General features: G+C 71.0%; 23 protein-coding genes. 12 read left to right on the top strand and 11 right to left on the bottom strand.

Annotation, left to right across the window (positions count from 1 at the left end):
• The first annotated feature begins 1 nt into the window (after position 1).
• Genes ACFP1K_RS16195 through ACFP1K_RS16185 form a run of 3 tightly spaced genes read left to right on the top strand, consistent with a single transcriptional unit; the run spans position 2 to position 3,547 of the window.
• Positions 2–784 carry a GNAT family N-acetyltransferase gene (locus ACFP1K_RS16195; RefSeq protein WP_380753355.1) on the top strand — a complete coding sequence of 261 codons (783 nt, stop codon included), beginning with the start codon at positions 2–4 and terminating at the stop codon, positions 782–784.
• Positions 781–1,905, top strand: coding sequence for an o-succinylbenzoate synthase (gene menC / locus ACFP1K_RS16190; protein ID WP_380753352.1), 1,125 nt, complete (start codon positions 781–783; stop codon positions 1,903–1,905). The genes ACFP1K_RS16195 and menC overlap by 4 nt, the downstream gene beginning before the upstream one ends.
• Before the next feature lie 22 nt (positions 1,906–1,927).
• On the top strand, positions 1,928–3,547 hold the full coding sequence (locus ACFP1K_RS16185; RefSeq protein WP_380753349.1) for a PucR family transcriptional regulator: 1,620 nt from the start codon (positions 1,928–1,930) through the stop codon (positions 3,545–3,547).
• 44 nt (positions 3,548–3,591) lie between these two features.
• On the opposite strand, the gene ACFP1K_RS16180 is transcribed toward ACFP1K_RS16185, so the two are convergent.
• The 4 genes from ACFP1K_RS16180 to ACFP1K_RS16165 form a co-directional block, all read right to left on the bottom strand.
• Complete coding sequence (locus ACFP1K_RS16180; RefSeq protein ID WP_380753346.1) at positions 3,592–4,692, bottom strand: M20 family metallopeptidase; 1,101 nt, start codon at positions 4,690–4,692, stop codon at positions 3,592–3,594.
• A gap of 172 nt (positions 4,693–4,864) precedes the next feature.
• The gene (locus ACFP1K_RS16175) at positions 4,865–6,154 is read right to left on the bottom strand and encodes an SDR family NAD(P)-dependent oxidoreductase (RefSeq protein ID WP_380753343.1); all 1,290 of its coding nucleotides are present in this window, start codon (positions 6,152–6,154) and stop codon (positions 4,865–4,867) included.
• Positions 6,155–6,354: 200 nt separating this feature from the next.
• Positions 6,355–6,756: a YbaB/EbfC family nucleoid-associated protein gene (locus ACFP1K_RS16170; RefSeq protein WP_380753340.1), complete on the bottom strand. Its 402-nt coding sequence runs from the start codon at positions 6,754–6,756 to the stop codon at positions 6,355–6,357.
• 21 nt (positions 6,757–6,777) lie between these two features.
• Positions 6,778–7,173 carry a YbaB/EbfC family nucleoid-associated protein gene (locus ACFP1K_RS16165; RefSeq protein WP_380753337.1) on the bottom strand — a complete coding sequence of 132 codons (396 nt, stop codon included), beginning with the start codon at positions 7,171–7,173 and terminating at the stop codon, positions 6,778–6,780.
• A 152-nt stretch (positions 7,174–7,325) separates the two neighbouring features.
• On the opposite strand from ACFP1K_RS16165, the gene ACFP1K_RS16160 reads away from it, so the two are divergent.
• The 3 genes from ACFP1K_RS16160 to ACFP1K_RS16150 are packed head-to-tail and all read left to right on the top strand — an operon-like array spanning position 7,326 to position 9,052.
• Positions 7,326–7,661 carry a hypothetical protein gene (locus tag ACFP1K_RS16160; protein ID WP_380753334.1) on the top strand — a complete coding sequence of 112 codons (336 nt, stop codon included), beginning with the start codon at positions 7,326–7,328 and terminating at the stop codon, positions 7,659–7,661.
• On the top strand, positions 7,652–8,527 hold the full coding sequence (locus tag ACFP1K_RS16155) for a WXG100-like domain-containing protein (protein WP_380753331.1): 876 nt from the start codon (positions 7,652–7,654) through the stop codon (positions 8,525–8,527). The genes ACFP1K_RS16160 and ACFP1K_RS16155 overlap by 10 nt, the downstream gene beginning before the upstream one ends.
• A gap of 12 nt (positions 8,528–8,539) precedes the next feature.
• Positions 8,540–9,052: a hypothetical protein gene (locus tag ACFP1K_RS16150; protein ID WP_380753328.1), complete on the top strand. Its 513-nt coding sequence runs from the start codon at positions 8,540–8,542 to the stop codon at positions 9,050–9,052.
• A 9-nt stretch (positions 9,053–9,061) separates the two neighbouring features.
• Here ACFP1K_RS16150 and ACFP1K_RS16145 read toward each other — a convergent pair whose 3' ends face one another.
• The gene (locus ACFP1K_RS16145; protein WP_380753325.1) at positions 9,062–10,192 is read right to left on the bottom strand and encodes an FAD-dependent oxidoreductase; all 1,131 of its coding nucleotides are present in this window, start codon (positions 10,190–10,192) and stop codon (positions 9,062–9,064) included.
• A 136-nt stretch (positions 10,193–10,328) separates the two neighbouring features.
• Here ACFP1K_RS16145 and ACFP1K_RS16140 point away from each other — a divergent pair, with 136 nt between their 5' ends.
• Entirely contained in the window at positions 10,329–11,057 is a 729-nt protein-coding gene (locus ACFP1K_RS16140; protein ID WP_380753322.1) for a TetR/AcrR family transcriptional regulator, read from the top strand.
• Entirely contained in the window at positions 11,054–12,286 is a 1,233-nt protein-coding gene (locus ACFP1K_RS16135; RefSeq protein WP_380753319.1) for a hypothetical protein, read from the top strand. Before ACFP1K_RS16140 ends, ACFP1K_RS16135 begins: the two co-directional genes overlap by 4 nt.
• A gap of 56 nt (positions 12,287–12,342) precedes the next feature.
• Here the strand turns inward: ACFP1K_RS16135 and ACFP1K_RS16130 are convergent, their stop codons facing one another.
• From ACFP1K_RS16130 to ACFP1K_RS16110, 5 genes are all read right to left on the bottom strand, one after another.
• Positions 12,343–12,792 carry a hypothetical protein gene (locus tag ACFP1K_RS16130; RefSeq protein WP_380753316.1) on the bottom strand — a complete coding sequence of 150 codons (450 nt, stop codon included), beginning with the start codon at positions 12,790–12,792 and terminating at the stop codon, positions 12,343–12,345.
• Between the two features lie 74 nt (positions 12,793–12,866).
• Positions 12,867–13,235, bottom strand: a complete 369-nt coding sequence (locus ACFP1K_RS16125) for a DUF2203 domain-containing protein (protein WP_380753313.1) — start codon at positions 13,233–13,235, stop codon at positions 12,867–12,869.
• A gap of 71 nt (positions 13,236–13,306) precedes the next feature.
• On the bottom strand, positions 13,307–16,429 hold the full coding sequence (locus ACFP1K_RS16120) for a glycosyl hydrolase family 95 catalytic domain-containing protein (RefSeq protein ID WP_380753310.1): 3,123 nt from the start codon (positions 16,427–16,429) through the stop codon (positions 13,307–13,309).
• A gap of 75 nt (positions 16,430–16,504) precedes the next feature.
• A complete protein-coding gene (locus ACFP1K_RS16115; protein ID WP_380753307.1) occupies positions 16,505–19,324 on the bottom strand; it encodes a carbohydrate-binding protein in 2,820 nt (939 codons plus the stop codon).
• A gap of 240 nt (positions 19,325–19,564) precedes the next feature.
• Positions 19,565–21,055, bottom strand: coding sequence for a helicase HerA-like domain-containing protein (locus ACFP1K_RS16110; protein WP_380753304.1), 1,491 nt, complete (start codon positions 21,053–21,055; stop codon positions 19,565–19,567).
• 295 nt (positions 21,056–21,350) lie between these two features.
• On the opposite strand from ACFP1K_RS16110, the gene ACFP1K_RS16105 reads away from it, so the two are divergent.
• The 4 genes from ACFP1K_RS16105 (at position 21,351) to ACFP1K_RS16090 (ending at position 25,634) form a co-directional block, all read left to right on the top strand.
• The gene (locus ACFP1K_RS16105) at positions 21,351–22,769 is read left to right on the top strand and encodes an aspartate aminotransferase family protein (protein WP_380753301.1); all 1,419 of its coding nucleotides are present in this window, start codon (positions 21,351–21,353) and stop codon (positions 22,767–22,769) included.
• An 11-nt stretch (positions 22,770–22,780) separates the two neighbouring features.
• Complete coding sequence (locus ACFP1K_RS16100; protein WP_380753298.1) at positions 22,781–23,803, top strand: NAD-dependent epimerase/dehydratase family protein; 1,023 nt, start codon at positions 22,781–22,783, stop codon at positions 23,801–23,803.
• 68 nt (positions 23,804–23,871) lie between these two features.
• Complete coding sequence (locus ACFP1K_RS16095; RefSeq protein ID WP_380753295.1) at positions 23,872–24,846, top strand: UbiA prenyltransferase family protein; 975 nt, start codon at positions 23,872–23,874, stop codon at positions 24,844–24,846.
• Entirely contained in the window at positions 24,843–25,634 is a 792-nt protein-coding gene (locus tag ACFP1K_RS16090) for an AfsR/SARP family transcriptional regulator (protein ID WP_380753292.1), read from the top strand. Before ACFP1K_RS16095 ends, ACFP1K_RS16090 begins: the two co-directional genes overlap by 4 nt.
• Positions 25,635–25,639: 5 nt before the next feature.
• On the opposite strand, the gene ACFP1K_RS16085 is transcribed toward ACFP1K_RS16090, so the two are convergent.
• Positions 25,640–26,608, bottom strand: coding sequence for a lysylphosphatidylglycerol synthase domain-containing protein (locus ACFP1K_RS16085; protein WP_380753289.1), 969 nt, complete (start codon positions 26,606–26,608; stop codon positions 25,640–25,642).
• Positions 26,609–26,621: the final 13 nt, after the last annotated feature.

Below are 26,621 nucleotides of genomic sequence, written 5' to 3'. Positions count from 1 at the left end.
CGTGCCCCTCAGCATCGAGACGCTCGACCTGGCGGCGCAGAACGCGGGCGAACGGGCCCGGAAGGCGGGCGTGGAGATCAGGGAACTCCGGGAACTGCCCGAAGCCCACGCCATGATCGAGCTGCTCCTGCGGATCTGGGGCCGCCCGCTGATCACGGTGGAGTTCCTCCGGGCCCTGACCAAGGCGGGCAACTACGCCGCCGGCGCCTACGAGGGAGACCGGCTCGTCGGCGTCTGCATCGGCTTCCACGAGGAACCGGCGGCCCGCACCCTGCACAGTCACGTCGCCGGGGTCGCGCCTGGCCTGGCGGGCCGCGGTGTCGGCACGGCGCTCAAGCTGCATCAGCGCGCCTGGGCCCTCACCCGCGACATCCCCACGATCGAGTGGACCTTCGACCCGCTGGTGAGCCGCAACGCCTACTTCAACATCGTCAGACTGGGGGCGCTCCCGGTGGAGTACCTCACCAACTTCTACGGCGCGATGCACGACGCCATCAACGGCGCCGACGAGACCGACCGCCTGCTGGTGCGCTGGAGCCTGCTGTCCCCGAGGGTCGTCGCCGCCTGCTCGGGAACGCCGTTCGAGCGCCCGGCCGGCGGCCCGTCGAGCCGCCGGGTCGCGGCTCCGGCCGACATCGAGGCCCTGCGCGCCGGCGACGTCGCCGCCGCCGTGGCCTGGCGCCGCCGGCTCCGCGACGAACTGGCGCCGCTGATGGCCTCCGGAGGTCGCGTCGTCGACTTCGACCGCGACCTCGGCTACCTCGTCGACCTGGAGAACTCATGAAATTGCGCGGAATCGAACTGCGCCGTGTCTCGATGCCGCTCGTGTCGCCGTTCCGGACCTCGTTCGGCACCCAGACCGAGCGCGACATCCTGCTGGTCAAGGTGGTGACCGCCGACGCCGAAGGCTGGGGCGAATGCGTCGCGCCGGCGGACCCGCTCTATTCGGCCGAATACGTCGACTCGCAGCAGGATGTGCTGCGCCGCTTCCTGCTGCCGAAACTGGCCTCGCCCGAGGGGGCGGCCGCGATCGCGCGCTCGGGCGCCGCCTCCGTCGCGGGCCTGCTGCACGCGTTCAAGGGGCACCGCATGGCCAAGGCCGCGGTGGAGATGGCGATCCTCGACGCGGAACTGCGCGCGCTCGGCCGCTCGTTCGGCCGCGAACTCGGCGCCGTCGCCGGCCGCGTGCCGAGCGGCGTCTCCGTCGGCATCCACGACTCGATCCCCGAGTTGCTGTCCGCCGTCCAGGGCTATCTGGACGAGGGGTACGCCCGCATCAAACTGAAGATCGAACCGGGCTGGGACCTGGCCCCGGTGGCCGCCGTCCGCGAACGTTTCGGCGCCGGCGTGCTCCTCCAGGTCGACGCCAACACCGCCTACACCCTGCGCGACGCACGTCACCTGGCCAAGCTCGACGCGTTCGACCTGCTCCTGATCGAGCAGCCACTGGAGGAGGAGGACATCCTCGGGCACGCCGCCCTGGCGCGGCGACTGGAGACGCCGATCTGCCTCGACGAATCCGTCGTGTCCGCGCAGACCGCCGCCGCGGCGATCACGCTCGGCGCCTGCCAGATCATCAACATCAAGCCCGGCCGGGTCGGCGGATACCTGGAGGCCAGGAAGATCCACGACCTGGCCGCCGCCCACGGGATCGCGGTCTGGTGCGGCGGCATGGTGGAGACGGGCCTCGGCCGCGCCGCCAACATCGCGCTGGCCGCTCTGCCCGGCTTCACGCTGCCCGGCGACGTCTCGGCTTCGGACCGCTTCTACCGCACGGACATCACCGAGCCCATCGTCCTGGCGGACGGCCACGTCGCGGTGCCCACCGGCCCCGGCCTGGGCGTCACCCCCATCCCCGAGCTGCTGGAGAGGGTGACGACGTCGACGGAGTGGATCGCTCTCTGACGTGCGCGCCTATACTGCCGGCGTGAGTCAGCGACCGCGCGCCAGCCTCGGCCGGGTCCTCGACGACCTGGGCTCCACCCTCCTCGAACTCGTCGCCGGTGACGTCGACCACCCGGAGGGCATCAGCGCCCTCGTCATCTTCGACCCCCTCGACGAACCCGTGCTCGCACCGCGCTCGCTGGTCCTGGGCGTCGGCGTCGATCCGGCCGCCGGCGCCCTGCCTCCGCTGCTGCGCTCACTCGGTGCCCACGACACCGTGGGTCTTGTGGTCAGGGCCCCGGTCGCGCTGACCCCGGAGGTGCGGGCGGCGGTCCAGGAGAGCGGCGTGGCTCTGATCGGCCTGCGCCGGGGTGCCACGTGGACGCAGCTCACCGCCCTCATCCGCGTGATGCTCGCCGAAGGCGACATCGGGGTCACCGGCCACGAGTCGCTCGGCGGTCTCCCGTCCGGCGACCTCTTCGCGGTGGCCAACGCCGTGGCCGCCCTCCTCGACGCCCCCATCACCATCGAGGACCGCAGCTCCCGCGTCCTCGCCTTCTCCGGCCGCCAGGACGAAGCCGACCCCTCCCGCGTGGAGACCGTCATCGGCCGCCAGGTGCCCGAGCGGTACGCCACCCGGCTGACCGAACTGGGCGTCTTCCGCGACCTCTACCGCTACCAGGGCCCGGTCGTCGTCAGCCCCCAGGACCTCGGGCCAGACGACGCCATCACGGTGCAACGCGTCGCCATCGCGGTCCGCGCCGGCGACGAGGTCCTCGGCTCGATCTGGGCCGCCATGGACGGCGAGGTCGACGGCGAACGGACCCAGGCCCTGCTCGACGCCTCGAAACTGGTCGCGCTGCACCTGCTGCGGCTCCGGGCCGGCGCCGACGTCCAGCGCCGGCTGCGCACCGACCTGATCGCCACGGTCCTGGAAGGCGGCGCCGGAGCACGAGACGCGCTCGCCCGCCTCGGCCTGTCCGCCCGCCGCCTCGTCATCGTCAGCGCGGGCCTGCTGGCCGGGGACGATCACACGCACACCGACCTCGAACGACTCGCGGACGCGCTGTCGGTCCACCTGTCGGCGACGGTGCCGTCCAGCGCGGTGGCCGCCGTCGGCGGCACGGTCTACGGCCTGCTGCCGGTGGTCGTGACGACGGGCGGCCCCGAACAGCGGGCCGCCCGGCTGGCCGCCGACTTCGTCGACCGGGTGGACGGCAACCTGCACGCGATCGTGGCGGTCGCCCCGGCCGGATCGGACATCAGCGGCATCGTCCACGGGAAGGCCCAGGCCGACCGCGTGCTGCGGGTTATGCGCGAAGGCCACACCAGCCTCCGGGTGGCCCAGCTCGACGACGTCCAGACGCTCGCCCTGGTCCTGGAACTGCGGGACCTGGCCGCCGCCCGCGACGAGCGCCCCGGCGGTGCGATCGCCCGCCTGATGGAGTACGACGAACGCAACAACGCGGGCCTCATCGAATCCCTGGAAGCCTGGCTTGACGCCCTCGGCGACGTGGCCAAGGCGGCGGGCGACCTCTTCATCCACCCGAACACCCTGCGCTACCGGCTCAAACGCGTCACCGAGGTCGGCGAGATCGACCTGACCGACCCGGAGCAACGGTTCGCGGCGATGCTGCAACTCCGCATCCTGGCCCCCCGCTGAAGGCGTCCCGCCCCGACGCCGGAGGCCTCTCCGGGACCGGCAGGTCAGCGGTCGCGGAGGAATGCCGTGAGCGCCCGGTGGTACGGCATCACCGTCGTCAGGTCGGCGTACTCGTCCGGGCCGTGCTGGCCGTCGCCGCCGATGCCGAAGATGACCGCGTCCACTCCCCGCTCGTAGTAGAACCGTCCGTCGGCGGCGCCGTGTTTGCGCAGGAAGGGGGCGTCGTAGCCCTCTTCCCTCGCCGCCGCGCGCAGCGCGAGCACCTCGGGACGGTCGCGGTCGGCGTGGTGCGGCGGGTCGACGTGGTCGACGACAGGGGTGACGCCCGGCTCGCAGAAGCGCAGCAGATGCTCGGCGACCTGCTGCGTGGTCCGGCCGTCCAGGTCGCCGTCCTCCGACGGGAAGCGGATGTCCAGCCACGCCTCGGCCACGGCGGGGACCTGGTTGCGGGCGAGGTTCGGTGTCTCGACCCGCGCGAGGTTCACCGTCGTGCGCCAGACCTCCTCGGTGGCGACCGGATAATGGGCCAGCACGTTGCCGACGCTGCGCATCAGCTTGAGCAGGGCGTTGTCGCCGAGCCAGGGGTAGGCGCCGTGCGCGCCGTGCCCGGTGGCCCGCAGGTTCGCCACGACCATGCCCTTGGAGTCGGTCACCACCTGCAGCCTGCTCTGCTCGCCGATCACGACGAAGTCGCCGATGACGCCTTGCCGGAGCTGGTGCAGCGTGCCGTCGCGCCCCCCGACCTCCTCGTCGGTGACGAGCTGCAACGCGACCGGGTAGGGCAGGCGGGCGGCCGACTCGCGGAACACCCACGCCATCACCAGCGCCGACAGCTTCATGTCCTGGGCGCCTCTGGCGTACAGGCGATCGCCCTCGCGGCGGGGGACGAACTGGTCCGGCGACGCCGGGACCACGTCCAGGTGCGCGTTGAAGATCACCGGGAACCGCTGGCGCGCCGCTGAGGCGGGGTAGACCAGCGCGCTCGGCTTACCGCCCGACTCGAACCGCTCCACCGTGAAGCCGGGCCCGGTGAAGTCGAGCACAAGGTCCAGGGCCCGGTGCAGATCGGCGGGGCGGCCGGCCACCGAGGGGACGGCGAGCAACTCCTCGGCCAGGGGTACGAACCACTCGGGCACGGTCTCCATGGGCCCATGTTCGCCCGCCGCCGTCACCCGCGCCAGGGGCCAATCCCGGAAGCGCTCGCGGCCACCTGTCCCGGGCGTCGATCCGGTACGTGCCCGGCGCCGTCGCCCGCGAGCCGAAACCCATCCCACCGCCGGCACCGGCTCGCCGGATTGCCGCGCCGCCCGCTCGGCGTCAGCCGCTCGGCCGCCTGAAGTTCGTGCTGCGACCTGGCGTGGTGCGGTAGAACTCGGCTGCGGTGAAGGTGGCGGGGACGCCGAGTTCGGCGGCGGCCGCGGTGATCGCGGTGGCGCCGACGGCCAGGTCGGCTTGGCCGTCGGTGGTGAAGTACGACCTGATGAACGTCTCGTAGTGGGTCCGGGTCTCGTCTTCGGTGTGGCGGCCGAGGAACGTCTGCATGTACCGCACCGTGGTGGCGGGATCGTCGTGGATCAGGCGTAGGGCGCGCCGGTGGGCTCGTACGACGGCCTGGACCGCGGGGTCGTCCGGGGGGATGAAGCCGGGGTCGACGGCCACCCCCACGGTGGGGACCTGGAAGTGGTCGCCGATCCAGGCCGGCACCCGCCAGCCGTGCTCGGCGGCTATCGCCTCCGGTGCCATGGTGCTGCCGACCAGGGCGGCGTCGATCCCGCCGTCGCGCAGCCGGCGCAGGTCCATGCCGTAGTCGCCGGGCGGGCGGACGACGGTGTGGACGTCGCGGTCCGGGTCGAGGCCGGACCGGCGCAGCACGATCCGGGCGAAGCACCCGGGTGCGGTGTGGGGGGCGTGCATCGCCAGCCGCCGGCCGGCCATGTCGGCCAGGGAGCTCACGCAGGGGCGGGCGAGGAACCAGAACAGCGGGCGCTGCCGCTGTCTGCTCTCGTCGCTGAGCACGTCCGCCATGCGGGTGTCCTCCACCGGGCCGGGCTCGACGACGTTGACCGTGATTCCCCATGGGCCCAGTTCCTGGGCGAGATACCGGGCGAACTGCGCCAGTGCGGCCTTGGCCGTGCCCAGTGCGATCATGCCCTCCCGGGGCCGGCGGCTGAGGCCGGTGCCGAGATAGACGATGCGTCCCCAGCCCTGTTCGGTCATGGCGGGCAGAACGGCTTTGGTGACCGCGAACGAGGCCCGCATCTCGTCGTCGAGCTTGCCGCCCAGTTCGTCCCACGTCATGTCCTGGAACGACTTGATCACGTATGGGGTGAGCGCGTTGTGCACGAGCACGTCCACGCCGCCCCACGCCTCCTGGACCCGCACGATCATGCTCTCGACCGCCGCCGCCTCGCGCACGTCGGCCCGCACGGATATGGCCTGACCGCCCGCCGCCTCGATGCCGGCCACGACCTCGCCGGCCGTCGTGACGTTGCGGAGGTAGTTGACCACGACCCGCATCCCCCGTGCGGCCAGAAGGCGCGCGGTGGCCGCGCCGATTCCGCTGCCGGCCCCTGTCACCAATGCCACCCTGCCGGTCGCCTCGGTCACGGGTCTACCTCCCGCTCATCGTTCGCGCGGCAACCGCTAGGTGAGCAGCCGCTCCGACGTGCCGTCGCCGAACCTCTCATAAGCGTATATTTCGGACACTTACTGCTGTGCCCGATTACGGGGTCGAGGAACATCGGGACAGTCGCCGGCGGCCCCCGCGGGCCCCTGGCTGTCCGCGGGAGTGAGAGCCCGGTGTACGGCTAGGGTGCGCCGAACGACTTGAGCACGCGGGTGAAACGCTCCTCGATCGCCCCCGGCTCGAACTCCTCCGCGGGCAGGATGCCGCCGAGTGCCTCGTTCACCAGCCGGGTGCACTTGCGGTCGGCGTCGTCCTGTGCGCGGCCCACGGCCGCCATGATCTCCTCGGCCAGCGTCCGGCTGTCCAGGCGCATGGCGCGTGGCGTGACGGTGACGTCGCGTACACGGCCGCCGGACGTCGTGGTGACCGTGACCTGGCCGTCCGCGGCGTCGCCCTCGCCGACGACCTCCTCAAGATCGGCCTGGCCTTCCTCGATCCAGGCCGTGATCCTCGCGGCGTGCTCGGCGTCCCGCTCGAGGTCGCCCTCCCGCCAGTTGGCGGGATCCGCGTCGAACCTTCGCATCCCTTGCCCCCGGTTCCGTGGTTACGAGATGTCGCGGGCGACCTGCTCGACGCGGCGACGTACGAACGTCTCGTCGAGCGGCTCGGCCATCAGCTCGGCGGCGCGGGCCTGGGCGCGGCCGACGATCTCCCGGGTCTGCTCCTGCGCCGCGTCCTGCGCCTCCTGGACGGCCTTCGCCACCTCCTGGCCCAACTGCCCGGGGGCGAGGCGCATGACGCGCGGGTTGAAGTCGAGCGAGGTGAGCCGCCCCCTGCCGTCGGCGACGGCCCGCACCATGCCGTCCGCGCCCTCTCCCTCGCCGGTGACCTGCCCGATGCCGGCCCGGGCGTGTTCGAGGCCGCGCATCGCCTCCTCGGTCTGGCGGATGATCAGCTCCAGACGCTGGTGATCGTCTTCCCATGGCTCGGACGGGGGCAACGGGCACACGCTCCTTCACCGAGGACGGGGGGCTGACGCGAGGATCTTAGTGGCCCGGCGCGCTATGGGAGCAATGTCCTTAAGAAGAGATATGCGCGGCAATCCGCACGAAGATAACGCAGCGCCCGGAAATCATGGCTAACCTGCCCCACATGCAGCGGGGATTCGACATCACCCACACCCCGGTGGAGGTGGACGCCTCCCGGCTGAGGGTCCACGGGGAAGAGTACGCGGCGGCACTGGCACGGCTCCGGGAGCGCGGCGCCGGCGGGGCGTCCTGGGGGGACGACGGGCTGATGAGCGGCCTGGTCTCCACCTACTTCCGGTCGGTCACGGCCGCGCTGGACACCTACTCCCACATGGGGAGCGTGATCAGCGGCACCGGCGACGGGATGTCGGCGGCGAGCCGGCGGGTCTCCTCCGTCGAGGAGGACATGACCCGCCACGTGAACGACCTGGACGGCGGAGCCGGCACCACATGGGTGTGACGCTTCCCGGCTGGGCCGACGGCATCCTCGACCTGGCCGGCGTCCCGTGGCCGAACATCGACGAGGACGAGATGCGCAAGGACGCACAGGCCTGGCGCACCGTCCTGGCCGGGTCCGCCCCCGCCGCCGAAGGCTCGGACCGCACGGTCCAGCAGGCGTCCCAGCACTACAAGGGGGCGTCCGCCGCCGCACTGGCGGACCACTGGCGGCAGACGGGCGGCACCGGGTACCTGCGGCAGGCCAACGACGCCGCCAGGTACGCGCCGATGGTGCTCGACGGCGGCGCCACGGTCGTCACGGCCACCAAGGTCGCGGTGGTCTCGCAGGCCTCGGTGGCCGCGGTGAGGCTCGCCGCCTCCATGCTCGCGGGTGGGCCGCTCGCTCTGGGCACGGCCACGGCCACCGTGCTGGCCGCCCGCTACGCCATGGGCCGGATCCTCAACGAGGCCGGCGAAGGCGGCGCCCGCGTGCTGGCCCCCGCGCTCGCCCGCAAAGTGACCGAACCCCTGGAACGCATCCTGCGGAACGCGCGCGGTCCCTGGGGCGGCGGCCCCCCGCTCGCCATGGCCGGCGGTCCGCGGCACATCCCCGCCGGCCTTCCCCGCGCCCGGCCGCCCGGAGTGGACGGGCCCGGCAAACCGGCCGTCGTCCAGATGGCGCGGCGGAAGAACTCCGCCAACAAGACGAACTCCGGTGCCGCCAGGGCCGCAACGAGATCGGACGCGGAGTCGCGGGCACGGCAGGCGGCCGCCGACGGGGGCAGCAGGGCGGTGTTCCGCGGCCCGTGCGCGAAGGACGACCACTTCCACGTGGACTACCTGAACACCGCGGGTGAGATCATGCACACCAGGCACTTCCCGTACTAGGAGTAGACGATCGTGAACGAGTCCCAGGGGGACGACCACGCGACCGGGCACGGCCGGCTGGCCGCCCGCGCCCGCGACCTCGGCTCGGCCATCGAGGAGCACGCCCGGATCCTCACCGAGACCCCCGACGACTACCCGCGGGTGGTCGAGGCGGTCAACCGCCTCCGCGCCCTGGCCATCGCGTACGCCGACCTGTGCGCCGAGGAGGCCGGATGGGGTGACCCGTTCAGCGACCTGAAGAGCGATCGGCGCGCCGCGCAGGAGGAGTCCGCGCAAGAGCCCGCCGGCCCCGCAGGCGAGGAGTCCCCGGTGGTCACCCTGGAGGCCGCTTACCGGATCCTGGTGACGGACGTGGCGGCCGCCGGCCGTCTGGCCGGAGAGCAGTCCGGCGAAGACCTGCTGGGCGCCCCGTCCGACGTGGTGGCGCAGCTCTTCATGCGCGACGGATGGGACCCGTCCCAGTACGGTGACGTCCTCGTCGTACTGGACCAGACCTGGTCGTGCGGCCCCGACCCCGCGAAATGATCCGGGCGCTCACCGGTCCTGCTGCTGTTCGGGGATGAAGGCGCGCAGGCTATCGGGGATGCCGTCGCCGAACATCTCCTCGAGGTGCCGGGCTGTCTCGGCGTCGGCTTGGCTGTTGCGGGTGAACATGGCCTGCTCGTATTCGGCGAGGGCGGCCTCGCTGTCGCCGGGGTGTGCGGCGAGGATCCTGCCGAGTTCGGCGCCGTCGCACATGGCCAGGTTGGCGCCTTCGCCGTTGGGTGCCTGGAGGTGGGCGGCGTCGCCTACCAGGGTCACCCCCGGCACCCGATCCCACCGGTGCCCGGCCGGCAGGGTGTAGTGCGGGCGCAGGACCGGTGGGGTGTCGCTGTCGGTGATCAGCGCGGTCAGCTGGGGTGCCCAGCCGTCGAACTCCTGCGCGATCCGCGCGGTGGCCGCGGCGGCGTCGGTGAAATCGATGGCGTCGAACCAGTCCTGTGGCCTGGTGAGCTCCACGTAGGTGTGCAGGGTGTCGCCGCGTTCCCGGTGAGCGTGGATCGCCCTGTCCTGTGCGGGTGCCACCAGAGATCCGCCGCCGACCGCCTGCGCGGCGGCCAGGTGCCGGGTGTCGGCGTCGAACAAGTAGGTCTCGACGAACGCCGTGCCGGCGTACTCGGGTGCCGCCTCCGACAGCAGCGGCCGGATCCGTGACCACGCGCCGTCCGCGCCGACCAGCAGGTCCGCGGTGACGGTGCCGCCGTGGGCGAAGGTCACCTCGTGGCGGCCCCCGTCAAGAGCGCGGGCGCCGGTGACCCTGTGCCTCCACCGCACGGTGCCCGCCGGGAGCGCGTCGAGCAGCATCTGCCGCAGTTCGGCGCGCTGCGCCTCCGGGCGGCCACCCGTGCCGTCGTCGGCCTTCTCGAACAGGACGGCGCCGTCTGGGCCGAGGACCCGCATCGCCTGACGGCCCTCCAGGACAAGGGCGCGGAACTCGTCCATCAGACCGGCCGCCTCGATGGCGAGCTGGCCGTTGTAGTCGTGGATGTCGAGCATCCCGCCCTGTGCCCGCGCCGTCGGCGAGGCCTCCGCCTCATAGACCACCACCGGAATCTGGTGGACGTGCAGGACGCGGGCCAGCGTGAGTCCGCCGAGCCCGGCACCGATGATCGTGACGGTGTGCATGATGACTCCTCCGAAGCGAAGCCGCGCGGCGAGGCCGGACGGTATCTCTGGTACAGCGTTCCAACATGGAACAGTACTCCATGATGGAACGACGCACCATGTTGGAACAATGCTCCAGACATGGCAGAATCAGAACATGGCCATGCGGGCACGCCAGTCACAGCGGCGCAGACAGACGCTCTCCCGGGAGAGCATCATCGAGGCCGCCGTCGAGCTGCTCGACGCCGCCGGCGAGAGCGGGCTGACGGTCCGGGCGCTGACCGAGCGCCTGGCCACCGGGTCCGGGGCGATCTACTGGCACGTGGGCACCAGGGGCGAACTACTGGACGCCGCGACCGACACCGTCATCGCCGCCGCGCTGGCCACCGACCCCGCCCAGGCTCCGGACACCCCCCAGGACGAGATCCGCGTCGTCGCGCTCGGCCTGTTCGACGCGATCGCCGAACACCAGTGGCTCGCCACACAGCTGGCCATCCAGCTCACCCGCACCCCCTGGGAGCCGGTGACGCTGGGCATCTTCGAAAGCATCGGCCGGCAGATCCGCGCCCTGGGCGTGCCGCGGGGCAACTGGTTCACCGCGACCTCGGCACTGGTGCAGTACATCCTCGGCGCCACCATCCAGAACGCCCAGATCGGCCCGAACGCCCCCCTCGTCGCGCCCGACGTGGACCGCGCCGAGTTCCTCGACGCCGCATCCATCGCATGGCAAGAACTCGACCCCGACAAGTACCCCTTCATGCGGGCCATCGCCGACCAAATGCGCCAGCACAACGACCGCGAGCAGTTCCTGGCCGGCATCGATCTCGTCCTCACCGGAATCACCAACCTCCACCCACCTACCGGACAGGCACACATCGCCGAGTGAGCGGCCACGGAAAGGCAGGTCTGTTTGTGGACAGGGATGTCGAAGAGGTGGAGATCGCCGTCGCTCACTTCCACTCCTACTACCGGGCAAGGACTCCGAGCTCCGGAGACCGCCGTGTGCGATTCCCGGATCAGGCCGACGAGGTCCGGAACCTCTACTGTGTCGTCGACATCATGGACGTTTTCACACCTGAACATCGTTTACGTGTGCCGACTGCGGATGCCGCCCGCTGGTCCGCCTCCACGAAGGCGCTGCTTCTGGCCATCGAGACCGCGAACTCGGCACTAAACCAGGCCGTGGTCCCCCTGAGGGCTCCGCGGCGGTTGGTCGAGCGGGCTCTTTGGAGGCTTCGCGCGAAGCGGTTTGTCGCCGCCTACGAATCCACCAAGGAACGCATCGACAACGATCTGCTGAGGGCCTTCCGGGACTTTCGTGCGCAGATGAGCGATCTGCCCGCCCACCTCGAAGCCGGACAAGCGAGAGAAACGCGGGAGCGGCAAGAAAGAGCCACGTTGCTGGCCAACGGACTCGACGAGTCGGCGTGGGGATATTACCTGGATACGGCAGACGGCGAACGGACCATGTCCATCTTCCTGCGATCCCTCGACCCTGCCGAAAGGTCTTCGTGGGTATCCGCACCGGTGGAGACCGGTCTGGCGCTGGAGCAGATTCTGTCCGCCGTCGCCGAGGAGCTCTCCAATCACCGTGAGACCTTCGTATCGTGGGAGCCTCACACCGACCAGGCACTGAATGAGCACTCGTCGCACGGCTGGCCGCACTACATCGCGGCGCGGCTCATGGCGATGGCCACCGAGCCCGACGCGGCCATGTGGGCATATACGGTGACCGAATCAAGTAGAGCACGGTGGTTCGAGATCCAACTACTGTTGGATTCCACCTCGGCGATCGAACCCCAAAGCCAGCTGGAAGGAGAAGCCGGGATCACCCTGGACCACGTCCAGGCCGCACTCGCCGAGGAACGCACCCACCACCCCTCGACCATCGCCGCGTGGGACAGCGACACCTCACAAGTGCTGAAAACATGGCACGGGTGCAGCTCCCCGGAAGACGCCTGGCAGGCACTAACCGGCAAATCAATCGTCACATACCCACCACAGCAAAAACCGTCACGACACTCCCACGGACCGTCCACCAACTATGCCGACGGTTCCCACTCCAGCGGCTTCGACACCGGCGGCCACTCGGGTAGCTTCGGCACGTCGTTCTGAACAGTCGCGATTCCACGAGCACCGGGACCGGCACCCGACACGCGGCATCGGGCGGGTCACCGGAGGGAACGGATCTGCTCCGCCGGTGGAGCCTGGATGTGGCTGGTTTCCCAGGCGGAGAAAGTGAGCTCCGAGCTTCGTTCGGCCGTCAGGGTCAGCCGGACGGGGCGGCCCGCCGCGTCCACCCAGAGCTTGTAGGTGGCGGCAGGCCCGATTCCTGGAGCGACCTCCTTGCCCAGCGGCATCTGGAAGTAGGTGGCGTTCTTCGTCTTGATGACGCGACCGCTGAAATCGTCCCCGAGGCTGGCGGTGAGGTCCTCCTCGGTTCCGTCTGTCAGCAAGGTGACGCTCTGGTCCCCCGAGCGAAACGTGCGGCTGACGGTTTTGTGTGATGCCAGGTAGGCGGTCGTCAGCTTCGCTATGTCGGTGGTGGACCTTTTGGGTGCGGCGACACCACATCCGGCGAGCAGGAAGCCGGTGACCGTGGTGGCGAGTAGTTTCCGCATGAGCGGATCTTAGAGAAACGAGAGTGCGGCCGTGTCGGAGCACCGTTGGCTCTCGGGAGTCCATGCTTTCGGGGTCAGGGTTCGGGGAGGCGGCGGCGGGCGGCGAAGCCGAGGTCGGTGCGGTGGTACCAGGTGAGGGTGGGTTCGCCTTCTAGCCAGCAGAGGCGTATGGACGTGTTGTCGAGGGTGGCGGGGAAGTCGATTAGTACGGGGGCGATGCCTTTTATCTCGATTTGCTGTTCGTCGAACCAGCTGAGGATTTCGGCGATGCGCGACTCCATGGCTTTCGCTTCGGGGAGGCCGCCGAGCGTAGAGCGTGTGCTGCTTCTGAGGTCGTGGCTGAGTTCGGCGAGGTCGGCTCGGAGGGTGACGACCTCGGCCACGAGCCGGCGCACCTGGGGCATGAGCCGCCGCGCCTCTTCTATGGTGAAGATTCCGTCCACGGGAGAACGCTATGCCCACCTGTGCTTCGCCGCGTCCGGTGGGCGCGGCGAAGCGGGTGGGGCGGGGGAGCTCAGACGGCCGTGATGGTCCATTGGTTGTTGGTGCCGGTGCCTGGGGTCCATAGGACCGCGGGGGAGCCGGCGGTGGTGCTGCCCTGGCCGTCGAGGGCGGTGCCGGTGCCGCGGTTGATGATCTGGTAGCGGTTGTTGCCTGTGCTGTTGAGGCGCCATTGCTGGTTGTTGCCGCCGGTCCAGGCGGCCTGCCTGGCGGGGGCGCCGTTGGCGGTGTTGCCGAAGCTGTCGGCGACCATGCCGTTGGTGCGGTTGACGATGCGGTACCAGCCGCTGCCGAGGTCGACGAGCTGCCACTGCAGGTTGGTGCTGGGGTCGCTGGTCCACTGTTTGAGGTTGGAGCTGGAGGCGACGTTGCCGCCGCTGTCCAGGAGCAGGCCGGTGGTGCCGTTGGCGATTCGCACGTAGCCCGCCGGTACGCCGGTGGTGGTCACCCGGAGCGAGGCGATGGCGTCGTTGTTACCGGTGGCGGGCAGGTTGGGGTTGTCGGCGGTGAAGGTCCAGCTGGTTCCGGTGAAGTTGTCATTGGCGAAGCCGGTGACCTGGTATCCGCTGGTGACGCGCAGGGAGGAGATGACTCGCAGGCCGATGCCGAGGGACTGGAGCTGCGCGGCGGTGTAGCTACCGGGTGCCAGGGCGGCGCCGGCGCCGGAGTAGTTGGTGTCGGCGTAGACGGTCGCCGCGGCGGTGGTGCGTTGCAGGGCGGTCAGGCGGTAGGTGCGGCCGGCCTGGCCGGTGAGCCTGATGACGTCGGCCTCGGGTTTGGTCACGGTGACGGCGCCGCCGGTGGTGGTGTCGACGACCTCGTAGGTGCCGGTGAACATGCGGCTGCGCACGTTGACGGCGCCGGCGCGGTCGAACTTGAGGAGGATCTGGTCGGTTCCGGCGGAGCTCCAGGTGATGTCCACGGTGTAGCCGCCGCGGCCCCGCAGGCCCTGGACCTTGCCGCTGGGCCAGGCCGAGGGGAGGGCGGGGAGTACGTGGAGTTCGCCGTTGTGGCTTTGCAGCAGCATCTCGGCGATGCCGGAGGTGGCGCCGAAGTTGCCGTCGATCTGGAACGGCGGGTGCAGGTCGAACATGTTGGGGGCGAGGCGGGCCGTGGTCACCAGCAGGCGGATCAGGGTGTGCGCACGGGCGCCCTCCTCCATGCGCGCCCAGTAGTTGATCTTCCAGGCCAACGACCAGCCGGTGCCGTCGTCGCCGCGCAGTTCCAGGGTGCGCCGCGCGGCGGTGTACAACGCGGGGGTGCCGCGCCGGGTGATCTGGTTGCTGGGGTGCAGGCCGTACAGGTGGGAGATGTGCCGGTGGTTCGGCTCGGTCTCCACCCAGTCGTACAGCCATTCCTGGATGTTGCCGCGTGAGCCGACCTTCATCGGCGCGAGCCGGTCCCGGGCCGCCAGCACCCGCGACCGGAAGTCGGCGTCCACCCCCAGCACCTGGCTGGTCTGCGCGCAGGCGTTGAACAGGTCGCGCAGGATCTGGTTGTCCATCGTGGGCCCGGCGCACACGCTGACCCCCGAATGGTGCGACAGCTCGGGGGAGTTGGAGGGGTTGGTGACCAGGTATCCGAGACTCGGCTCGCTCACCAGGGTGTCCAGGAAGAACTGCGCGGCGCCCTTCAACGCCGGGTAGTACCGCTGCAGGAACGCGGTGTCGCCGGTGAACTGGTAGTGCTCCCAGATCAGGGTGGCCAGCCACGCGCCGCCGGTCTGCCACATGCCCCAGAACGCGCCGTCGGTGACGGACGCGGCCCGCCACCCGTCGGTGTTGTGGTGGGTGACCCAGCCGCCCGCGTTGTACTGCGCCCGCGCCGTGCGGGCACCGGTGACCGACAGGTCGTTGACCATCGTGAACACCGGGTCGTAGCACTCGGACAGGTTGGTGGTGTCGGCCGGCCAGTAGTTCATCGGGATGTTGGCGTTGATGGTGTATTTGGAGTCCCACGCAGGGGCGAGCGAGTCGTTCCAGATGCCCTGCAGGTTGGCCGGCTGGGTGCCCGGCCGCGACGAGGAGATCAGCAGGTACCGGCCGAACTGGAACAACAGCACCGAGAATTGCGGGTCGTTGGTGCTGCCGTGTTGTGCGATGCGCACGTCGGTCGGCTGGTCGGCCGCGGCGGTACGGCCCAGGTCCAAGGTGGTGCGGCCGAACAGCCGCTGGTAGTCGGCCACGTGCCGGGACCGCAGGTCGTCGTAGGACCTGCCGGCGGCGGCGCTCAGGTTGTTGCGGGCGATGCCCCCGTAGTCGCCGCCGACGTTCTGGTAGTTGACGTAGCTGGTCCCGATGGAGATGAGCACGGTCACGCTGTTGGCGGCGCGTACCTGGAGCGTGCCGCCGGAACTGGTGACGTTGCCGCCGTCGGCGACGGCCCGGGCCAGCGCCAGGAAGCGGACCGAGCCGGTCTTGCCCTCCATGTCGCCCGAGATGCCGTCCAGGCCGACGGTGGTGCCGTCGGGGCTGGTGCGGGTGGTGCGCTGCGGGCTGTCGAACGTCGCGGAGAACGTGATCGAGCCCGTTCGGTCGGCGGTCAGGCGGATGGCGATGACCTGGTCGGGGGCGCTGGCGAACGTCTCGCGCCGGTACCGGATTCCGTTCTGCAGGTACGTCGTGACCGTGGTGGCCGTGGTCAGGTCGAGCAGCCGGTTGTACTCCGAGACTCCACTGGCACCGGCGCCGAAGGTGAGCCTTAGGTCGCCGACGGTCTGGTAGGCGAGCTGGCCCGCGGGGCTGCCCAGCATGTTCTGGTCGACCAGGGTCTGGGCCTGGCTCCACTGGTTCTGGAAGACCAGCTGCCGGATCTGCGCCAGCGCCCCCGCGCCCCGGGTGTTGCTCTGGTCATAGGGCCCACCGGCCCAGACGGTGTCCTCGTTGAGCTGCAACCGCTCCACATCGACGTTGCCGTACACCATCGCACCCAGACGCCCGTTACCGATCGGAAGCGCACGCAGCCAATCGGTACCCGCGCTCTCGTCGTACCACAACGCCAGATCATTGGCCGCCAGCACCTGCGACGGCGCCACCGACGCGGCCCGCGCCACCGCCGTCCACTGCAACGGCAACAACGCCGCCCCGGCGCCCGCCACGCCGAACCTGAACAGCTGCCTACGCGAAAAGTCGGACATCTACGTTCTCCATCCCGAAGGGGGGTGCGGATGGGACTGCGGCCCCGGCAGGTGCCGCCGGGAGCCATGGGCAGGTCATCTGGTCACGGTGAAGCTGTCGACGTCGAACAGGAAGTCCGTGCCGGTGCCGGTGAAGACCAGGTACAGCGGGCCGGACGCCGAGCCGGTCACCGTGGTGGAGACCGTCTGGAAGGTGTCCCAGCTCCCGGTGGGCGCCACGGCGACCGAGCCGAGCAGCGTGCCGGTCGCCGATCCCGAGCGGATCTGGATGGTCCCGCCGGAGCCCGCCGAGGAGACCCGGGCGCTGAACGCCCGCAGCCCCGCGGTGCTGACGCCCGAGTACGCCGCCCAGTCGCCGGCGTTGATGAAGCCCACCGTCTTGCCGCCGCTCGCGCCGGCGTGGTCGGCGGGCTGCACACCCGTCTGCGAGGTGTATGCCTCGCCCTCCACCGTCTGGCTGCCGCCGGAGGCGGCGTCGACGGTGAAGGCGTCCAGGTCGAACAGGTTGCCCTGCCCGGTGACCCCGCGGAAGACGAAGTACAGCGCGGACGTGCCGGAGGGCATGGCGGTGAGGTTGGCCGTGACGTCCGCGAAGGTGTCCCAGCCGCCGGTGACCGGCACCGTCGCCGTGCCGAGCAGCGTGCCCGTCGCCGATCCGGCCCGTACCTCGATCCGGCCGCCCGCGCCGCCGGAGGACACCCGCGCGGTGAAGCGCGTGGCGGCCGTCAGCGAGTACGGCTGGAAGGAGATCCAGTCGCCGTCGTCGGTGAAGCCCACGGTCCTGCCGCCCTCGGCCGTGCCGTGGTCGGCCGTCTGCACGCCCTGCTGCGCGGTGAAGTGCTCGGCCTGCCGGTGCCGCGGCTGGAGCGTGCGGATGCTGGTGGAGGTCAGGCCGCCGGCGTCGGTGTAGGACGCCACGAACAGGCCGTACAGGTTGGCCGCGGCGTCGTGCTCGCCGTCCACCGGCACAGTGATCGACCCGGTGCAGCTGCCCGTCTTGCCGGTGATCTGGTGGCTGTGGCTGTCATGGCCGAGGAAGTAGGTGACCGACACCCTTGAGCAGTTCAGCGCGCCGTCCTCGGCGTCGCTTCCCGTCACCTGGAAGGGGACCGTGTCGCCGAAGGAGAACGGCTGGCCGTCGCCCGGCTGGGCGAGGGTGACCACCGGCGCGGTGTTGCCCACGGTCACGATCACGCTCGCGGTCCCGGTGAGGCCCTGCGGGTCCCGGACGGTCAGGGTCGCGGTGAAGGTGCCGTTGGCGGTGTAGGTCTTGGCCGGGTTGGCGGCGGTGGAGGTGGTGCCGTCGCCGAAGTTCCACGAGTACGTGAGCGCGCCGCCCTCGGGGTCGGAGCTGCCGGCCGAGGAGAAGTTCACGGCGAGCGGCGCCCGCCCGGACGTCTTGTCCGCGGCGGCCTTGGCGATCGGGTTGCGGTTGGCCCCGCCGATGTACTCGACCCGGTACAGCGCCTGGTTGCCGCCGCCGGTGCCGTAGTCCAGGACGTACAGCGCGCCGTCCGGGCCGAAGGCCATGTCCATGACCTGCGTGCCGTTCCACGGGAACGCCGAGATCTCACCGTAGGTGCCGTCGGTCTTGACCTCGATGGCCTTGATCCAGCGGCGGCCGTACTCCCCGGCGAAGTACCGCCCGTCCAGGGACTGCGGGAACTTGACGGCGGAGCTCAGGCCCGCGTTGTAGCGGTAGACCGGGCCGCCCATCGGTGACTCCGAGCCGCTGCCGAACTCCGGCGGCGAGCCCGCGTCACCGGCGTACCTGATCCAGCTCGGCTTCGCCGCCGGCAGCGTGGCCAGGCCCGTGTTGCGGAACGAGTTGTTGGCCGGGCCGCCCGCGCAGTTGTACTTCCCCTGGGAGGGGCCGCTCGGGAAGGTCCACTCGTTGTACGTCTCGGCGCTGGTGTTGGTCCCGGTGCAGTACGGCCAGCCGTAGTTCCCCGCGGCGGTGATGCGGTCGAACTCCACCTGCCCGCTCGGGCCCCGGTTGCCGTCGGTGACCCCCGCGTCCGGGCCGTAGTCGCCGAGGTAGACGATGCCGGTGGGCTTGTCCACGCTCATCCGGAACGGGTTGCGGAAGCCCATCGCGTAGATCTCGGGCCTGGTCCGCGCGGTGCCGGGCGCGAAGAGGTTGCCGCTCGGGATGGTGTACGTGCCGTCGGCCTGCGGCTTGATGCGCAGCAGCTTGCCGCGCAGGTCGTTGGTGTTGCCGGACGAGCGCTGCGCGTCGTACTGCGGGTTGCGGTCGGTGCGCTCGTCCAGCGGGGAGTAGCCGCTGGACTCGAACGGGTTGGTGTCGTCGCCGGTGGTCAGGTACAGGTTGCCGGCCGCGTCGAAGTCGATGTCGCCGCCCACGTGGCAGCACTGGCCCCGGTCGTTGGCGACCCGCATGACGATCTTCTCGCTGGACAGGTCCAGGGTGTCGTCGGACCTCAGCGTGAACCTCGACAGGTAGAGCTCACCCTTCCACGCGTCGAACTGCGACTGCGTGCCGGTGACCGGGGCGTCACCGTCGGGGGTGCTCAGCCGGGGCGAGTAGTACAGCCACACGTACCGGTTGGTCGCGAAACCCGGATCCACGGCGACGCCCTGCAGCCCCTCCTCGTCGTGGGTGTAGACGTTGAGCCTGCCCGCCACCTTGGTGTTGCCGGCGGCGTCGGTGACCCGCACCGTGCCGTCGCGCGCCGTGTGGACGACCGACCGGTTGGGCATGACGGCCAGCGACATCGCCTCACCGAGTTCCGCGCCGCCGGTCGCCAGGGTGACCTGCTGGTAGTCGGAGGGCGGGATGGGCGCGGCGCCGGCCGCGGGGGCGGTGAGCGTCAGGGTCGCGGGGGTGAGGAGCGCCAGCGTGGCCAGAGCATGAAGCCACCGACGTCGGAGCATGGGGGACGTTCCTTCCTGACGTGAACACTTCAGTCAGGCAAGGCGCGCGCCGACGCGCTGTTGCCGTAAGGTCGTCGACCGTGCCGATCTCGGTCTCAGACACCCGATGTTAAGCGCATGTTTCCGGCTGTCAAGGCCTTCGACAGGCCGTATTGCGGTCGACACATCGGATCTCTAGTGCGGGGACGGGAAGAGGGCCCCTGCACCAGGGGTTAAGGCGCGCAAGGTGCCGTGCCGTCGTCAGCGCCGTCCGCGGCGGGCCGTGCCGAAGATCGATCTGGTGATCTCCCGGCCCAGGGCGGACGCGGCCGAGCGGGTCAGGGAGCGGAGCTCCTTCGACTCCAGCATGCTCTCCAGCATGGACTGCTTGGGGGCGGGTTCCGGCTCGCTCTCCCGTTCGCGGGGGGCCTCGGGTGCGGGCAGTTTGGCGGAGAGGAGCTCGTAGGCCGAGCGGCGGTCCACCGCCGTGCCGTACTTCCGCTGGAGCGGGGACGCGGCGAGGGCTCGCTGGATCACGTCCGGGGGCGACGGCGCCATGAGCGTCCGGGGCGCGCGCAGGCGTGTCCAGGCCACGGGGGTCGGCGAGCCCGTCTCCGAGAGGACCGTGACCACCGCCTCACCGATGCCGAGGGCGGTCAGCAGGTGCGAAAGGTCGTAGGAGGACCTGGGGAAGGTGGAGACGGTGGCCTTGAGGGCCTTGGCGTCCTTCGGAGTGAAGGCGCGCAGGGCGTGTTGCACGCGGGCGCCCAGCTGGGCCAGTACGTCGGGGGGGACGTCCTGGGGGGTCTGGGTGACGAAGAAGACGCCCACGCCCTTGGAGCGGATCAGGCGGACGGTCTGGGTGATCGATTGAAGGAACGGCTTGGACGCGTCGCCGAACAGCAGGTGCGCCTCGTCGAAGAAGAACACCAGCTTCGGCTTGTCGGCGTCGCCCACCTCGGGGAGCGCGTGGAAGAGGTCGGCCAGCAGCCACATCAGGAAGCTGGAGAAGAGCTGCGGGCGGTCCTGTACGGCGGGCAGCTCCAGCACGGAGATCACTCCCTGGCCGTCGCCCGTCACCCGGAGCAGGTCGTGGACGTCGAACTCCGGCTCGCCGAAGAACGCCTCGGCCTCCTGGGCCTCGAAGTTGGTCAAGGCACGCAGGATGACCCCCGCCGTCGCCGCGGACAGGCCGCCGATCCCGTGCAACGCCTCCGGGGTGGCGGTCAGGTAGCGGATGACCGCGATCAGGTCCTTGAGGTCCAGCAGGGGCAGGCCGTTCTTGTCGGCGAAGTAGAAGATCAGGCCGAGGGACGACTCCTGCGTCTCGTTGAGGCCGAGGACCTTGGCGAGCAGGGTGGGGCCGAAGGCGGTCATGGTGGCGCGGATCGGGGCGCCGGGCCCGAGGCCGCCCAGGGAGAGGAACTCCACGGGACAGGCGGCGGGCCGCCATGTCTGGCCCACCTCGGCGGCGCGTGCGGTGACGCGTCCGGACGGGGTGCCGGGGGAGGCCAGCCCGGACAGGTCGCCCTTGATGTCGGCGAGGAAGACCGGGACGCCCTGGGCGGAGAGCTGCTCCGCCATGAGCTGGAGGGTCTTGGTCTTGCCCGTTCCCGTGGCCCCGGCGACCAGGCCGTGCCGGTTCAGCATGCTCAGGGAGATCCGGATCTGCTCCGCGGCGTCGGCGGTGCCGTCCGCACGCACCAGGGCCCCGAGTTCCAGTGCCGGTCCCTGAAGGTCGTACCCCTCCATCAGGCCCCCCGATCGCTTCCGCCGCGCCCGCGGCGCCGCCCCTCATGGTGCTACCCATCCGCGGCGGCCGATGATCATGGCGCGCCGGTGGCACGCCGGTGGCGCGGCGGGCGCGGGCCGGCGGCGCGCCGGGCGCGGGGGAGGGCGTACCACCTTCGGGGAAAGAGGTCGTAGGAATTGATTTGCCACCTAGGCGGCGGTCGCGGCGCGTTTTAGCATGCGAAAACATAAAACTTTCCCGGTGCAACCCAAAGCATACGGAAGGCGCGCGATGAAAAATCCGGCTCCTGCGCTCATGACCGTCGCCGACGCGGAGGCGCTCTCCATCGGCGAGGTCCACAGCCTGTACCGCGCACACGTGAATTCAAGCCAGGTCACCTTGATGACGACGTTCGGCTTCGGCCGGGAACTCGTCGACCACGCCGAGGGAGCCTATCTCCACATGCGCGACGGGCGCCGGATCCTCGATTTCACCGGCGGCGTCGGCGTGCTGAACCACGGGCACAATCACCCGCGGATCCTGGCCGCCCGCAAGGCGTTCCAGGAAGCCAGGCGTATGGAGGTGCACAAGACCTACTTCTCGCCTTATCTGGCGGCGCTCGGCCACAATCTCGCCGCCGTGCTCCCCGGGGACCTCAACAAGTCGTTCCTGCCCAACTCGGGTGCCGAGGCGGTCGAGGGGGCGATCAAGCTGGCCTACAAATACCACGGCGGGCGACGTAACACCATCATGCACGCGGATATCAGCTTCCACGGAAAACTGCTCGGCTCGGGGAGCGTCACGGGGGGCGCGCAGAACCATTTCGCCTTCCCCGCAATTCCCGGTGTGGTCAGTTTTCCGTACGACGACCTGGACGCGGTGCGCGCGGCGGTGAAGCAGGCGCGGAACGCCAAGGGCGGGTGTGACGTCTACGCCATTCTCATCGAGCCGTTCAGCGCCTCCACCATGCGCAGTTGTAGTGAGGAGTTCCTGCGCGGGCTGCGTGAGCTCTGCTCGGCGGAGGACATCGTGCTCATATTCGACGAGATATACAGCGGGTGGGGGAAGACGGGGACGCTCTTCTATTTCATGCGCCACCCGGGCCTGCTCCCCGACGTGCTCACCACGAGCAAGTCCTTCGGCGGCGGCAAATCGTCCATCTCCGCGTACGTGGCCCGCGACCCGGTCTTCGACAAGGCGTACGGGAACCTCACCGACGCCCTGCTGCAGAGCACGAGCACCACCTACTACGGCTTCGGCGAGGAGACCGCCACCGCCATCGAGGCGATCAACGTCGCCGTCGAGGAGGACTTCCCCGGGCAGGCGCGCCGCATCGGGCGCCTGCTCGAACCGGGCCTGCGGCGGCTCCAGCACGACCACCCCGACATCGTCGCCGACGTCGCCGGCGCGGGCGCGCTGTGGGGCGTGTTCCTGCGCAACAACGTCAAGGTGCTGGACCTGGTGGGCCGCCTGGCGCCGAAGGGCCTGGCGAAGGACCCCTTGTTCGCCACCAAGCTGGTCACGTCCGCGGTGATCGACGCGCTCTACCGCGACCACGACATCTACACCTACTACACCCTCAACGGCCGCAGCCCTCTGGTGGCCGGGCCGCCCCTGGTCGTCTCCGACGTCGACGTCAAGCACTTCGTCGAGTGCCTGGACGCCACGTTCAGCGTGGGTGTGCCGAAGCTGCTGGTCCGGTTCGTGCGCGAGCGGGTGTCGTCGCTGTGGTAGCCAACGCGCTGGTGACCGGATCCGCCGGAATGCTCGGCGGCGGCCTCGTCCGGCGGATGAGCGCCGAGGGGTACGCCGTGCACGGTGTGGACCTGCGGGTCCCGGAGGAGACGCCGCCCGACGTGCGGCACACCGTGGCCGACATCCGCGACGGCGAGCGCCTGCGGCGTGCCATGGACGGCATGGACGTGGTGGTGCACACGGCCTCCGCGCTGCCGAGCTACCCGGCCGCGACGATCCGGTCGATCATCGTGGACGGCACGGCCACCGTACTGGAGGCGGCGCGGCGGGCCGGCGTGCCGAGGGTGGTGCACATCTCGTCCACCGCCGTGTACGGCCTGCCCTCGGTGGTGCCCACCACCGAGGAGTACCCGCGCAGCCCCGTCGACACCTACAGCCGGGCCAAGGCGGCGGCCGAGGAGGTCTGCGAGCGCCACCGCGCGGACGGGCTCTGCCTGCCGATCCTGCGGCCCAAGACCTTCCTCGGCCCCGGCCGCATGGGCCTGTTCTCCATGCTCTTCGAATGGGCGGACGAGGGGCGCGACTTCCCGGTGCTCGGCCGCGGGGACGTCCGCATCCAGATGCTCGCCGTCGAGGACCTGCTGGACGCCGTCATGACCGCGGTGACCGCGCCGGCCGAGGTGGCCGGCGACACCTACAACCTCGCCGCCGCCGAGTTCGGCACGCTGCGCGAGGACTTCCAGGCGGTGCTGGACGCCGCCGGGCACGGCGGCCGGGTGCGGTCGATCCCCATGGGCCCCGCCGCCGGGCTGCTGAAGCTCACCGAACGCACCGGGCTCTCTCCCGTGTACGGCCGGCTGCTGCGGAAACTGCGCGGCGACTCCTACGTCAGCATCGCCAAGGCGGCCGGGCGTCTCGGCTTCCGGCCGCGGCTGTCCAACCGTGAGGCGATCCTCGGCACCTACCGCTGGTGGCGGGAGACCCGGGACAAGGAAGGCAGCCGGTCGCGCGGGCACACGAGCCGCGATCCCTGGCGGCAGGGCGTGCTCCGGCTGGCCAAGGTGTTCTTCTGACGAGAGCCGCCCTCCGACGTCGGCCAACCCCTGGTATGGAGGTAATGGTGCAGGCAGGCGGCACTGGTGTGCCCACATCGTCCATCACCGGCGGGGAGCCCCTCTCCCCGCCCACCCCACCCCTCGCCAGGCCGAACGGCCTGCGCGTGCGTGCGCTGATCAGCCTGGCGCGCCCCGGCCACTGGGCCAAGAACCTCCTGGTCGTGCCGCTCGTGATGTTCGACGCGCAGCGGCTGGACCTGACGACGGCGGCCCGCGTGGGCTGGTCCCTGGTGCTGTTCGTCATCGCGTCGTCGGTCGTCTACGTGGTCAACGACATCGCCGACCGCGAACGCGACCTGCTGCACCCCGCCAAGCGCAGCCGCCCCCTCGCGGCCGGGACGGTGAGCCTCGCCTCCGCGCGCGCCTTCGCGGCGGTCCTGGCGCTCCTGCTCCTGCTCGCCGTGGTGACGGGACCGGCGATCCCCGTCTGGCCGCTGCTGACCTACCTCGTGGTCAACGTCGCCTACAGCCACTGGCTCAAGCACGTGGCCCTGTTCGACGTCTTCGTGGTCACCAGCGGGTTCGTCCTGCGGGCCGCGCAGGGCTACGCCGCCGCGCAGACGCGCATGTCCGTCTGGCTGCTCGCGTCCGTCTTCACCCTCTGCCTGCTGATGATCGCGGGAAAGCGCCGGCACGAGATGACGGTGGGAGGCATGGCGCACCGCCCGTCCCTGGCGGCGTACTCCATCCAGTTCCTCGACTACCTCATGGTCCTCGGCGGCGTGCTCACCGCCACGACCTTCATGCTCTACCTCAGCGACCGGCGGTTCGCCGAGCCCCACACCGACGCGGCGCTGATCGTGTCACTGCCCTGCGTGGTGTTCGCCCTCGCCAGGTACCTGCAGGTCGTGGTGGTGGAGCAGGGCGGCGGCGACCCGGTGCGCACGCTGCTGCGGGACCGCGTCCTGCTGGTCACCTCGCTGGTGTGGGCGACCGCGCTGGCGGTGGTGGCGGGCGCGCGGCACGTCCCGCTGCTGTCCGGTCTGCTGGTGGGGTCATGAGCGGCCTCGGCACGGACCTGCGGATCAGCCTGCTGGGCCCGATCACGGCGAGCGCCGCCGGGGGCCCCGTCTACCTCGGCCCGGTCAAGCAGCGCGAGATCCTCGCCGTCCTCGCGCTGCGCCGCCGCTCGGTCGTCTCCGTCCAGCAGGTCGCCGGGGATCTGTGGGGCGACGACCCGCCGATGAGCGCGGCCAACCTCGTGCACACCTACATCGGGCGGCTGCGGCGGCTGCTCGGGGAACACGCCGTGCTCCACTCCCACCGCCCCGGATACCAGCTCGCCGTCACCGGCGAACAGGTCGACGCCACGGTCTTCGAACGGCACCTCGCCCGGGGCCGCACGGCCCTTCTCGCCGGCGGGCCGGACAGCGCGCAGGCCGCGTTCGCCGCGGCGCTCGCGCTGTGGACCGGCCCCCGGCCGCTGGACGGCGCGTCCGGCCCGCTCGCCGCCGCGGAGCGCGCCCGGCTCGCCGAGCTGCGCCTGGACGCGTCGGAGAGTCTCGCCGCGGTACGGCTCGCCCGCGGCGACCACGCCGGACTCGTGGCCGAGCTGCGCTCGCTGGTCGCCGGCAACCCTCTGCGCGAGCGGCTGTGGGCGCTGCTGCTGACCGCGCTCGCCTACGCCTCCCGGCGGGCCGAGGCGCTGGCGGCGTTCCACGAGGTGCGCGCCCTGCTGTCCGACCGCCTCGGGGTGGACCCCTCGGGGGAGCTGACGGGGATCTACCACTCGCTGCTGCACGACACGCGCCCCCCGCCGCCGATCCCTTCCCTGGCCAGGGTCGTGTGACCGGGTCAGCGGGAGCGCCGTCCGCGCGGGATCCCGGTGGCCAGCAGGACCGCGCCCGCGCAGGCGACCTCGCTCAGCGTGCACACCAGGCGGCTCCCCACCACGACGGCACCGGCGGCGGGCAGCGGCAGCAGCGCGGCGAGGGCGCCCATCAGGATCGCCTCGCGCACGCCGAGGCCGTCCGGCACGACCACCACCAGCGTCCCGGCCACCGCGGCCAGCGAGAACGCGCCGAGGCAGAGCGGTAGCGCCCGCAGGGGCGGCGCCCCGGCCGCGACGGCGACCAGCCACAACTGCACGCCCGCGACCACCCAGGAGAGCGCCTGCCCGACGATGGTCCGCCGGATCCCCGCCGCGTCCGCCTCCCGCTGCGGCGCGGGACGGCGCAGCACACGCGCGGCGGCGACCGCCACCCGGTGGACGAGGCCCGGCCGGGCCAGGAGCACGGCGAGCGGCACCACCGCCAGGGCGGTCCACAGGCCCGCGCCGCCCAGGACCGCGGGCGCGGCGACGAGGCCCACCGCCACGCCGGTCAGCACGGCGGTGAGGGTGATCAGCAGGTACACGGTCGCCATCCGGGCCGGCGGCACACCGGCCGCCTGGCCCATGCGGATGTTCGCCGCCAGCGTCCACACCCGGCCGGGCACGAACTTGGCGAGCACCCCCACGAAGTAGATCCGCGCGCCGGTCCGCACGTCCAGCGGCGAGCCGAGCGCGACCACCAGCGCCCGCCACGCGAGCATCGCGAGGGCCAGCCCCAGCGCGTTCACGGCGAACGCCGCGCCGAGCAGGACCAGGTCACCGGGGTCGGCCACGGCCGTCAGCACCGACCAGTCGAGGTCGCCCAGCGCGTACCACGCGAAGACCAGGAGCACCGCCGCGCCCGCGCCGGTCAGGACGCGGCGCAGGCCCCGGCGCCGCCGGGGGCCCGGCGCGGCCACCACGCCGCGCACAGTGGAAGGGTCAGCCGTCATGCGGGAACCGTAA

Origin of the sequence: Sphaerisporangium aureirubrum (genome assembly GCF_042658925.1) — a bacterium.
GTDB lineage: Bacteria > Actinomycetota > Actinomycetes > Streptosporangiales > Streptosporangiaceae > Sphaerisporangium > Sphaerisporangium aureirubrum.
This window is presented reverse-complemented; position numbering and strand designations above follow the sequence as displayed.